This is a genomic window from Rhodococcus daqingensis (assembly GCF_042665615.1).
GTDB lineage: Bacteria > Actinomycetota > Actinomycetes > Mycobacteriales > Mycobacteriaceae > Rhodococcus_G > Rhodococcus_G daqingensis.
The window spans coordinates 52311-63299 of the sequence record NZ_JBHTCS010000001.1 but is presented as its reverse complement, the minus strand read 5'-3'; the positions used below and the strand labels follow the sequence as shown (position 1 = coordinate 63299).

Here is a 10989-nt window from a genome sequence, read left to right as displayed (position 1 = left end):
CCGGGCGGAGGCGACACAATGGACGGGACAACAACCGCCCTTCCGACGAACGGAGCCGCGATGCGGCGATCCCAGCGCAGACGCCTCGATCCTGCGCGGCTCGACGGTGCCGCCTTCGCGTCGCCCGGTCCCCGACCCTCCGGGTCGCCGCACGCCCGGTTCGAGACCGTCCCCTTCCGCACGGCGGAGGAGGAGCCCCGCGAGCTCAACCTCAAGCACCTGCTGCCGGGGTCGAGCGCCCCGGGGGAAGGCCCGGTGCTGTTGATCGGCGGCACCTCCGTCCGCGCGGACATCTTCTCGCCGCCGACGGAGGACACGCTGCCGGAGTTCCTCGCCCGCGCCGGCTACGACGTCTGGATCCTCAACTGGCGGGCCAGCATCGACTTCGCCCCCAGCGAGTACCACCTCGACGACGCTGCCGTGCACGACCATCCCGCCGCGGTGCGGACGGTGCTCGAACAGACCGGCGCGCAGACCCTCAAGGCGGTGGTGCACTGCCAGGGTTCGACCAGCTTCATGATGTCCATCGTCTCGGGCCTGCTGCCGGAGGTGACGACGGTGGTGAGCAACTCGGTGGCACTGCACCCGCAGCTGACCTCACTGTCGTTCCTGAAGCTGCCCCTCGCCGTCGCCACCTTCGGCAAGGTGATGCCCTACTTCAATCCGCAGTGGGGGCTGCACGCACCGGGGTTCTGGCCCAAGGTGTTCGACTGGGCGGTGCGGGCGACGCACCACGAATGCAACAACGCGGTGTGCAAGCACAGCAGCTTCACCTACGGCAGCGGCTTCCCGACGCTGTGGTCGCACGAGAACCTGGACGAGGCGACCCACGAGTGGATCAAGGGTGAGTTCGGGTTCGTCCCGGTCACCTTCTTCGAGCAGATGGCCGAATGCGCCGCTGCCGGTCGCCTGGTGACGATGGGCAATTACCCGGATGTGCTGCCGAGCGACCTGTTCGCGCAGGGCCCGCAGACCGACGCCCGGTTCGCCTTCATGACCGGCGACCAGAACAACACCTTCCTGCCCTCGGGCATGGCGAAGACCTTCGACTACTTCGAGCGGATCGCGCCGGGGCGCCACGTGTTCCAGCAGATGCACGGGTACGGGCACCTCGACGTGTTCCTCGGCAAGCACGCCGCGCGGGACGTCTTCCCGTTCATCCTCGACGAACTGAACAGGGGCTGACGATGCCGCGCTCGCTGCTGTGGAGCCACCTGCTGCTGTTGCTCTGCGCCTCGCTGCTCATGGGGGCCGGACTGGCCGCCGCGCTCTCCGACGAGGCCACCGGTCCGCGACCGCTGCCCGACGGATGGTTCCTCGCGCTCTCGCTGATCGCATTGCTGACCGGGCTGCTGATGATGGGCACCGAATGGCTCAGCGGCCTCGGCTGGCCGTCTCGGGTCGCGGTGGTCGCCGGGCTGGCCGCGACGGCCATCGCGTACAAGACGGACTCGCTCAGCTCCGTCGCGGTGGTGCTGTGGTTCGTCCAGTGGGCCGCGGTGGTGTACTGGTTCTACCGGCTCGCCTTCGACGCCAGGGCGGACCGGTGAGCGGGCCGTCCGGGCGGCCCGCCGCCGGGATCCGCTTCGGCGAGACCATGACCGGGCAGCTCACGCCGGGCGAGACCGACCCGAGGTCGGGGTATCGAAACCCGGGCGCGTTCGGTGTGGTGGTGCGCGGGACCATCCACATCGACGACCTCGGGGCGTTCCTGGATGACCCGCGCCACGAGGCGCGGCTGTCCGGCGAGGTCGACATCCCGTCGCTCGGCGGCCGATTCGAGTCCGACTCGGGGCACTTCGGCCTGTTCACTCCCACACAGCACGCCCGGCTGACCCACATGGTCTACGAGCTCGGTGTGGACATCGACGGGGTCAGGCACTGGTTCCGAGGACACAAGGAGATCCGGGTCGCGGGCCCGTGGCGGCTGTGGCCGGCCACCACCACCCTGCTGGTGACCCTGCACGAGGGAGATCGCGAGGGCCCGGTGGTGGCGGCGGGCATGCTGCGGCTGCGCCTGACGGCCTTCACCGCGCTGCTCGGCTCGCTCACCGTGACCGGCGGCGTGCCGATGCGACGCCGGTGGGCGGCCTCGGGGCGGTTCGCCGCGTTCTTCGCGGGCGGACTGATCTCCACCTACCTGCTGCGGCGGCGGGCATGACCGAGCCGTACCGGATGGCAGCCGGACGGCTGACGATCAGCCCGCAACGCAAGGTCGGCTGGTTCGAGGCCCGGCAACTGGTCGCCCTCGGCGCGCGCGCCGTCGCCGCGTCGGTGATCGGCTCGATGAGCGGGCGCCGCGAGATCATGGCCGCGCTCGAGGCCGAGCCGGCGTTCTGCGCGGATTGCTCCGGCGCGGAAGAGATCTGGCTGGACTACATGGCGGACACCGGCGACGGGTGGGATGCCACCGCCTCCGCCATGTGGCTGCTCGGCCGGGACGGACTGGTCGTGGCGGAACCGGGTGAGCCGGTGCCGCAGCGGGTACCGGGTGACTGCCGGGTCGAGGGCCTGCCACCCGCGGGTTCCGGGCAGACCGTGCTGCCCGCGGGCGAGGTGCTGTTGCTGGGCGGCGATCAGGTGTACCCCGCGGGGTCGGGTCGGGAGTATCAGCATCGGCTGGTCGATCCGATGCGCAGCGCCCGGATCGCGCACCCGAGCGGGCGTCGCCTCTTCGCCATTCCCGGGAACCACGACTGGTACGACGGCCTCACCGGCTTCATCCGGCACTTCTGTCAATCACCCGATGGCAGAACCTGGTTCGGGGCCTGGGAGGCACAGCAGCGGCGCAGCTACTACGCCCTGCGGCTGCCGCACCGGTGGTGGGTCTGGGGCGTGGACACCGCCCTGGAGGACGATCTGGACCCGCCGCAGTACGACTACTTCCGGGCCCGCGCGCAGCAACTGGAGCCCGGTGACCGGGTGATCCTCTGCGTGCCGAACCCGACCTGGATCGACGACGCCGCGGCCGGATCCCCTGGCGGCCGAGTGGATTCCGCGACCGCCACGAAGCTGGACATCATCATGGACCTGGCCCGCGGACCCGGCGGCGACATCGAGGTGCCGCTCGTACTCAGCGGCGACCACCACCACTACGTGCGGCACCACGGCTCGGTGGGGGAGCAGGAACGCCACTACGTCGTGTGCGGCGGGGGCGGCGCATTCACCCAGGGCACGATCGGCACGCCGGTGGACGTGTCCATGTCGGACGGGACCTCCTACGTCGGCTCCGCCAGATGGCAGGCGGCCTTCCCGACGGAGCAGCAGTCCGTACGGCTGCGCCGCGGGGTACTGGGCTTCCCGGCGTCGAACGTCTTCTTCACCGCCGTGCTCACGGTGCTGTCCGGGTTCGCCGCGATGCTGCTGGGTGCGGGCGGCGGCAACGAGGGGATCCTCGGCGGTGTGCTCGGCACCCTGCAGGGGTTCGGGCCGGCCGCGGTGTGCCTCGCCATCGTCGCCGCGCTGTCCGCGTTCGCGGTCAGCGGTCGCGCGCCCGGGATGCGCCCCGCCGTCGCGGGGGCGGTCGGCGGGGCGCACGCGCTGCTCCTGCTGACGGGTGGATTCCTGCTCGTGCGGGCGGTCCTGCAGGTCGGCCTCCGCTGGTGGGTCAGCGTCCCGATCTCGTTGGCCGCGCTCTACCTGTACTGCGGCGCGCTCTTCGGCGCGTACCTGTTCCTGAGCCACAAGTTGCTGGGCATGCACAACCTGGAGGTCTATTCCGCGCAGGGCATCGAGGGGTACAAGTCCTTCCTCCGGATGCACATCTCCGCGCAGGGACTGCGGGTGTATCCGATCGGCCTGCGCACGCCGTCGACAGGGTGGGTGGCGGCGCCGGGTGTGGAGTCCCGGGACGACCCGGCGCCACGGGGTCGGTTCCGCCGCACCGGGTCGGTGAGCCTGGACCTCCCGCCGGGCTGTCAGCGGGTCATCGACCCCGTCGAACCGCTGCGCCCGCACCTGATCGAGGCCTCGTTCCTGATCCCCAACGGCACCGTGCCGGGCGGTTCGCCGTGACGTACGACGTGGTGATCGTGGGCAGCGGGTTCGGCGGCGCGGTCGCGGCCTGTCGGCTCGCGGCGGCCGGGCGCAGCGTGCTGGTGCTGGAACGGGGCAGGCGATGGGAACCGGAGGACTATCCGCGCAGGCCCGGCGACGCGTGGCTGTTCGATCCCCGGGCCCCGCATCGGCGCAACGGGTGGCTGGAGCTGCGGTTCCTGGACCAGATGGTCGTCGCGCAGGGCGCGGGCGTCGGCGGGGGATCGCTGATCTACGCGAACGTGTGCATCGACGCCCGGCCGGAGGCGTTCGACTCCGGCTGGCCGTCCGCGATCACGGCGCGGGAGCTGGCGCCGTACTACCGCGCCGTCTCCGAGATGCTGACGCCGATGGAGATCCCCTCGGGCCAGCACACCGCCCGGCTCGAGTTGATGCGGCGGGCCGCGGACGCCATCGGGGCGGGCGAGCGCTTTCAGAAGGTGCCCTTGGCGATCCGGTTCGATCCGGGATTCACGCCCGCGCCCGCGGAGACACCCGAGTACGAGAGGTCCGTCGTGGCGCGCAACGCCCAGGGGCGCGAGCAGGGCACCTGCGTGCACTGCGGCAGCTGCGACGTCGGGTGCCCGACGCGGGCGAAGAACACCCTCGACCTGAACTACCTCGCGGCGGCGGAGGACTCCGGTGCCGTCATCGCGCCGCTGTCCCTGGCGCGGCACCTCTCCCGGGAGGACGGGGGCTGGCGGGTGCACTTCGATCGCCTGGACGGCGGGCGCCGCAGGTCCGACTCGGTGACGGCCCGCCGGGTGATCCTCGCCGCCGGGTCGCTCGGATCGACGGAACTGTTGCTGCGCTCGCGCGACGAGCACCGGACGCTGCCCGGCCTGCCGCGGGCCCTCGGCCGCGGTTGGAGCTCGAACGGCGACTTCCTCACCCCCGCGGGGTACGGCCGCACGTCGATAGCGCCGACGTCCGGTCCCACGATCACCTCCGCCATCGACTTCCTCGACGGTGCGCGCGGCGGGCGGTACTTCGTCGAGGACGGCGGGATGCCGAATCTGCTGCGGAACTGTTTCGAGCAGCGGCTGCGCGACGGGGTCGGCTCACCGTTGCGTCGCCGGATGTGGCTGCGCCTGGCGCGGGCAGGCGCGTTCGACTCGGTGATGCCGTGGTTCGGTCAGTCGGTGGACGCGGCGGACGGTTCCGTCTACCTCGGTCGCGGCCGGGTGCGGCCGTGGCGCCGGGTGGTGAAGCTGGACTGGAACCCGCACCGGTCCGAGACGGCGATCGGGGCCATGGCGGAGATGCACGGGCTGCTGACCGAGGCGACCGGGGGCAAACCCAACCCGTTGCTCACCTGGAAGCGATTTCGTGCCCTGGTGACGCCGCACCCGCTGGGCGGGTGCAACATGGCGGCCTCGCCGGCGGCGGGGGTCGTCGATCACGCGTGCCGAGTGTTCGGGCAGGACGGGCTCTACGTCATGGACGGCGCGGTGATACCGAGGGCGATCGGGCGGAACCCGTCGAAGACCATCGCCGCGGTCGCGGAACGTGCCGTCGCCCTGTTGCTCGCCGAGGACTGATCGCGGGGCGCACAGGCGCGTAGTCGACTACTCATGTCGATGTCGGTGCACGGTGTCACGATGGACTCATCGCGAGCGATAGACATGTGTGACGGGTGAACCGAGGTGACTCCGATGACATGCATGACCGTCAGGGTCGTCAACACGACCAATGAGGAACTGCTGCTCGATGGTGCGCCACCGAGCCCTGTGCAGCCGCCGCCTCCGCAGCGGATCGGTCCGCACGCGATCGGCGAGTTCCGGACGGACACGGACCTGTGTTATCTGCTCGGTGGTGATCCGGACCGGGCGATCTTCATGCAACTCAACGGTGCCGTCTGGGCGCCGCCCACCTCCTCGATCCGGGCCGCGTCGGGCGGCTCCGTGCTCGAGGTCCAGATCAGCCCCGCGCCGTGGGTGCACGTGCCGCACGTCGCCTGACCGGGCCGCGCTCGCCGGGCGTCAGCTCGCCGGCCGGAGCGCGCCGAAGAGGCCGTCCTTCTCGTCCTCGGGGCCGGCGGCGAAGTACAGCGCGTTGGCGTCGCCCAGGCTCTCCCCGTTGCCGAACAGCAGTCCCCACAGGCCCTCCACCGCCACCGGGTCGCCCGCCTCGTCCCGCAGATAGTCCACGAACTCCCCGGTGCCGTCGTCGAAGGCGAGGATGCGTCCGGCGCCCGCGAAGTTGCCGACCAGCAGCTTGCCGCTGAGCGCACCGAAGTCCGCCGGGGCCAGCGCGACACCCCACGGGGCGTTGAGTCGGCCCTGGTCGTCGAAGACCCGGACCAGGGCGCCCGCGGCGTCGAACTCGACCAGCTTCCCGCGGTCTGGCCTGTCGCCCGCGGCGGCCTCCTGCTCGGCGTCGAGGGAGTCCTCCTCGCCCGCATCGAATTCCGTTGCCGGACCGCCGTCCGGAGCCTTGGTGGTGGCGTAGGCGACGAACACCCGGTCGCCGACGGTGGTGATGTTGAACGGCGCCGGGTCGCCGGGACGGGCCCGGTTCCCCAGGTCGGGGTTCGCCGGATCGACGGGATCTCCCGTCGCGAACGGGTTGGCGAATCCCTCGGTGGGCACCGGCTGCCAGTTCTTGTCGAACTGCCGGATCTGCGGTGCGGCGCCGAAATCGGCGGCCCACAGGGCCTCACCCCCGCGGGGCTCGAGGGCGATCCCGAAGAAGTTCATGCCCTCACCGCTGCCGTCGAACATGTCCTTGGCCGGGCCGTCGTGGCGGACGATCTGCCCGTCGGCGCCCTGCTCGGTCCAGCCCGAGATGTGCCCGGAGTCGGTGGCGAACAGAAAGCGCGCGGAACCGCTGAGCAGCTGCTCCTGCCCGTCCACCTGCACGGGCTGGCCGGTGACCACGAACCGGTCCGAGGTCAGGGGCGCGGGGTTGAAGATCACCCCGGTGGTCTTGCCGATACCCGCCTCGGAGGTGTCCGAGTCCGCGCCCGGCACGGTGACCTCCCGCAGACCGTCCTGATGCAGCTGCCGCATCGCCGGGTCCGGCGAGGCCGTCACGTCGCCGACGAACTCGAAGGAGGTGCCGCCCGCGCCCACCCAGAAGTGCCCGCCCGCGCCCTTGGGCCGGATGGCCACACCCCACGCGTTGACCATGTCCGGGAGGGTGAACGGGGCGGCGTACCGGTCGCCGGTCGCGGCCAGGTTCGACTGCGCGTAGCGATTGCCCGGCAACGCCTCGAGCGCATCCGTCTCGGTCGACGGCGATGTACACGCAGAGGTGACCGCGAGGACCGTGCCGAGCGCCACCACCCAGATCGATCCGGTCCGGATTCCTCGCATCGCCATCACGCTGTCCTCTCGGATCGGAGCGGTCATTAGCCTTGCCTCACTTCGAGCCGGTGTCAATCGGCGATCGCGCTGCGCTCGCGAATTGGTCAAATGTCCAATAAACGGCATCGTCAATTACGTCTCGATATGGGCGGTTGTCCAATTGTTGTTTGGTGGTTGTTCGCTTGGTCGATATCGGCGAGACGCATCCGGATTCCCATTTACTGTGACTCGAAGAATGCGGTACCGATCTTTACTGTTACCTCAGAAACCGGCATTTACCTGGTGTTGAGCAACCTTCCCGCTCAGCGGAATGGTTTCCGAATCCGGGGTCGGACGTCATTAACCTCGGCGGTGGGACCGCGCTGTCGCATTGGGGACTGATTAATTACGTGCTGTCGATGTACGGAATTGTCGCGCGTGGTTTCCTGCTAGCGGTCGCGAATCATGAATTCATCTCCAGGAGGATCAATGGCGTCTGCCACCACCACCCGCACGGTCACGATGAGTGAGCTGCCCGGCCTCGCCGGCACCCGGCTCGGGTCGTCGGCCACGGTCGAGATCCCGCAGGATCGAATCGACAAGTTCGCCGAGGCGACGGGTGACCGCCAGTGGATCCACGTCGACCCCGAGCGGGCCAAGGACGGCCCCTTCGGGACGACGATCGCGCACGGCTACCTGACGTTGTCGCTGGCGGTCGAGCTGTTCTGGGGCATCCTCGAGGTCACCGATTGCGAGCAGGTCCTCAACTACGGACTCAACAAGGTCCGGTTCCCCGCGCCGCTGCCCGTCGGCTCGCGGATCGGGGCGACCGCCGAACTCCTGACCGTGGAGCCGTGCGACGGGGGCTACCAGCTCACCGTGCGGCTGACATTCGAGGCGGACGGGGTCCCGCGGCCGGTGTGCGTCGCCGAGATGCTGCTGCGGTACTACGGAGACACCGATGCTTGAGCGACTTCCACGTTCCCTCGCGGCCAGGCTGGATCCGCTCGGCTGGTCGGGCGCCACGGCCGCGGTGGCCGGGCGCGCGGTGCGGAACCCGGCAGGCGTCGCCGCGGCCACCGGTCGGTGGGCGTCTCGGATGGCCCGGATCCCGGTGGCGTCGGCCCAGGTCCTGGCGGAGCGCGACGTGACCCCGCCGATGCCACTCGACCCGCGGGACAGGCGGTTCGACAGCGCAGCGTGGCACGACAATCCGGCCTTCTTCGCGCTGCGGCAGTCGTACCTCGCCACGTCGGCCTACCTCGACGACCTCGTCGTTGCCGGGGCGGGCGACCCGCTCGAGGACGGCAAGGCCCGCAAGCTCGCCCAATTGCTCGTCGACCTCTGCGCTCCCACGAACATCCCCGTGACCAACCCGGCCGTCCTGGTCCGGGCGTTCGAGACCGGGGGAGCGAGCGTGGTGCGCGGGTCCAGGCTCGCAGCCCAGGACCTGCTCCGCCGCGGCGGGCGTCCGTTGAAGGTGGACCGGGACGCGTTCGTGCTCGGAGCTGATCTCGCGGCGACGCCGGGCAAGGTGGTCTTCCGCAACGATCTGATCGAGCTCATCCAGTACGAGCCGCACACCGCCGAGGTCCACGAAACGCCCATCCTGATCAACCCCCCGTGGATCAACAAGTACTACATCGCGGACCTTGCTCCGGGACGCAGCTTCGTCGAGTGGGCGCTGGGGCAGGGTCGATCGGTGTTCGCCATCTCGTACCGCAACCCGGACGAGTCGATGCGCGATGCGACGCTCGAGGACTATCTGCAGGGCGGCCCGGGAGCGGCTGTCGACGCCGTCGCCGAGATCTGCGGGTCCGACCGCGTCGACCTCGTCGCGATCTGCGCGGGTGGGGCGCTCGCCACGATGCTGGCGGCCTACCTCGCGGCGGGCGGGGAGGGCCGGATCGGCACGCTCACGTTGATCAACACCCTGCTCGACTACAGCGAACCGGGCGAGATGGGGTTCATGACCGATCCGGAGACGCTGGAGCGGGTCGAGGTCCGCACCGGCGCGAGCGGGTTCCTGGCCGGCCGGGACCTGGGCGACACGTTCGATCTCCTCCGGGCCAACGACCTGATCTTCAACTACTGGGTCAGCCGGTGGATGCAGGGTGAGCGACCTGATGCTTTCGACATCCTGGCGTGGAACGAGGACTCCATTCGGATCCCGGGCGCGATGCACTGCGAATACCTGCGGGCGCTGTACCGGGACAACCAGCTGGCCAAGGGCGAGTTCGAGAGGGGCGGCCGCACCCTGGCGCTGAGCGACGTGGGCTGCGACACCTATGTGGTGGGCGCGATCAACGACCACATCGTGCCGTGGGAATCCTCCTACGCGACAGTCGGGTTGATGGGCGGCGAGGTGCGATTCGCGCTGTCCAACGGTGGGCACATCGCGGGCATCGTGAACCCGCCGGGCGACCGCAGCTGGTACGAGGTGGTCGGCGGGCCCGGGGCCGACGAGCATCCGGTGCTGCCTGCCGACGCCGCCGCGTGGCGGGATGCGGCCGAGCGTCGTCGGGGTTCCTGGTGGGAGGACTGGGCCTCGTGGTCCTCCGCCCGGGCCGGCGCCACTCGGAAGCCGCCGCGGATGGGGAGTGAACACCATCCGGTCCTCGGCGAGGCGCCGGGCACCTACGTCCGCGAATGAGGGACCTGTGCCCCGGGATGGCACCCAGCCCCGACCGTTAGCAATGATTCTGCTAACCTGCTAACAATCACGCCGATTCGACACCAGGAGACGAAAAATGACCGCCCAGAAGACCGCACCCAACACCGATGCCACCGCGACCGCCGCGACCGCCGCAACTGCCGCGACTGCCGCGACCGCCGCGGCTGCCGCGTCCGCCGTGACCGATGGCGTCACCGCCTTCGCCAAGTTGGCGGGAGAGAACGCCGACCGGATCGTCGCCCTCAACGAGACGGTCGTCGAGGCCGCGAAGCGGACCGGCACGATCACGCTCGATGCCTACGAGTCCGGCCTCGCCGACCTGCTCGCCATCGAGGAGAAGATCGGCGCCGCCACCCGGCTGGACTGGGTGGGCGCCCTGACCAAGGCTCACACGTCATACGTCAAGGAGTTCAGTTCGGCGGCAACCGCGCTCGCGCGCGAAGCCATGAAGTGATCCACGCGCAGATGTGAAGCCCGGCCCGAGCGCCCGGCACGGTCATCCAGACTGTGCCGGGCGTTCTCTGTTCGCTGGCGCTCGCGGCAGAACGCGCGGCGTCAGTCGGCGCGCGCCCCGCGTCGTCGCTTGGCCCGGGTCACCTCGCGGAACGTCTCGTACATTTCCTCGAGGGCCAGGCGCTGCGCCTTTGTCAGATCCGGATCCCGGCGGATGTGGCGCACCATCGCCGACAGGTCCTCGGGTTCATCGCGACGCGCCTCCGCCGTCAGGACATCCGCGGACAGGTGAAGCTGCTCCGCGATCGCCTCGAGCACGCGGTCGCTGGGTTCGCGGAGATTGCGTTCGATCTGCGACAGGTACGGATTCGAGATCCCCACCAGCGCGGCCAGCTGTCGCATCGGGAGCTCCGCCAGTTCCCGCTGTCGTCTGATGATCTCGCCCAGGGTGGGGTGGCGCGGTCCATCGCTGGTCATGGCGCAAGGGTAGTTGCTCGTGCGGAGTCGAAACGGCCCCGTTCGACTCCGATCCGGTGATGC

Annotated in this window: 11 protein-coding genes; 9 read left to right on the top strand and 2 right to left on the bottom strand. The window is 70.1% G+C overall.

Annotated features, from left to right (window positions below):
• The first annotated feature begins 60 nt into the window (after nucleotides 1-60).
• The 6 genes from ACFQS9_RS00330 to ACFQS9_RS00305 all read left to right on the top strand — a co-directional run bounded on the left by ACFQS9_RS00330 (nucleotide 61) and on the right by ACFQS9_RS00305 (nucleotide 5996).
• Nucleotides 61-1185, top strand: coding sequence for an alpha/beta hydrolase family protein (locus tag ACFQS9_RS00330; RefSeq protein ID WP_378400380.1), 1125 nt, complete (start codon nucleotides 61-63; stop codon nucleotides 1183-1185).
• Between the two features lie 2 nt (nucleotides 1186-1187).
• Nucleotides 1188-1550, top strand: a complete 363-nt coding sequence (locus ACFQS9_RS00325) for a hypothetical protein (RefSeq protein ID WP_378400379.1) — start codon at nucleotides 1188-1190, stop codon at nucleotides 1548-1550.
• Entirely contained in the window at nucleotides 1547-2161 is a 615-nt protein-coding gene (locus ACFQS9_RS00320) for a hypothetical protein (RefSeq protein WP_378400377.1), read from the top strand. Before ACFQS9_RS00325 ends, ACFQS9_RS00320 begins: the two co-directional genes overlap by 4 nt.
• Nucleotides 2158-4014 (top strand): metallophosphoesterase family protein, encoded by a 1857-nt coding sequence (locus ACFQS9_RS00315; protein WP_378400375.1) that lies wholly within the window; start codon nucleotides 2158-2160, stop codon nucleotides 4012-4014. Before ACFQS9_RS00320 ends, ACFQS9_RS00315 begins: the two co-directional genes overlap by 4 nt.
• The gene (locus ACFQS9_RS00310) at nucleotides 4011-5576 is read left to right on the top strand and encodes a GMC oxidoreductase (RefSeq protein ID WP_378400373.1); all 1566 of its coding nucleotides are present in this window, start codon (nucleotides 4011-4013) and stop codon (nucleotides 5574-5576) included. Before ACFQS9_RS00315 ends, ACFQS9_RS00310 begins: the two co-directional genes overlap by 4 nt.
• Nucleotides 5577-5699: 123 nt before the next feature.
• Entirely contained in the window at nucleotides 5700-5996 is a 297-nt protein-coding gene (locus ACFQS9_RS00305) for a hypothetical protein (RefSeq protein WP_378400371.1), read from the top strand.
• Nucleotides 5997-6017: 21 nt separating this feature from the next.
• On the opposite strand, the gene ACFQS9_RS00300 is transcribed toward ACFQS9_RS00305, so the two are convergent.
• Nucleotides 6018-7352, bottom strand: coding sequence for a TIGR03118 family protein (locus tag ACFQS9_RS00300; RefSeq protein ID WP_378400772.1), 1335 nt, complete (start codon nucleotides 7350-7352; stop codon nucleotides 6018-6020).
• Between the two features lie 459 nt (nucleotides 7353-7811).
• On the opposite strand from ACFQS9_RS00300, the gene ACFQS9_RS00295 reads away from it, so the two are divergent.
• The 3 genes from ACFQS9_RS00295 to ACFQS9_RS00285 all read left to right on the top strand — a co-directional run bounded on the left by ACFQS9_RS00295 (nucleotide 7812) and on the right by ACFQS9_RS00285 (nucleotide 10450).
• Nucleotides 7812-8291, top strand: a complete 480-nt coding sequence (locus ACFQS9_RS00295) for a MaoC family dehydratase (protein ID WP_378400369.1) — start codon at nucleotides 7812-7814, stop codon at nucleotides 8289-8291.
• The gene (locus ACFQS9_RS00290) at nucleotides 8284-9975 is read left to right on the top strand and encodes a PHA/PHB synthase family protein (RefSeq protein WP_378400367.1); all 1692 of its coding nucleotides are present in this window, start codon (nucleotides 8284-8286) and stop codon (nucleotides 9973-9975) included. Before ACFQS9_RS00295 ends, ACFQS9_RS00290 begins: the two co-directional genes overlap by 8 nt.
• Nucleotides 9976-10072: 97 nt before the next feature.
• On the top strand, nucleotides 10073-10450 hold the full coding sequence (locus tag ACFQS9_RS00285) for a hypothetical protein (RefSeq protein WP_378400365.1): 378 nt from the start codon (nucleotides 10073-10075) through the stop codon (nucleotides 10448-10450).
• Between the two features lie 101 nt (nucleotides 10451-10551).
• On the opposite strand, the gene ACFQS9_RS00280 is transcribed toward ACFQS9_RS00285, so the two are convergent.
• Complete coding sequence (locus ACFQS9_RS00280; protein ID WP_378400363.1) at nucleotides 10552-10926, bottom strand: helix-turn-helix domain-containing protein; 375 nt, start codon at nucleotides 10924-10926, stop codon at nucleotides 10552-10554.
• Between the last annotated feature and the right edge of the window lie 63 nt (nucleotides 10927-10989).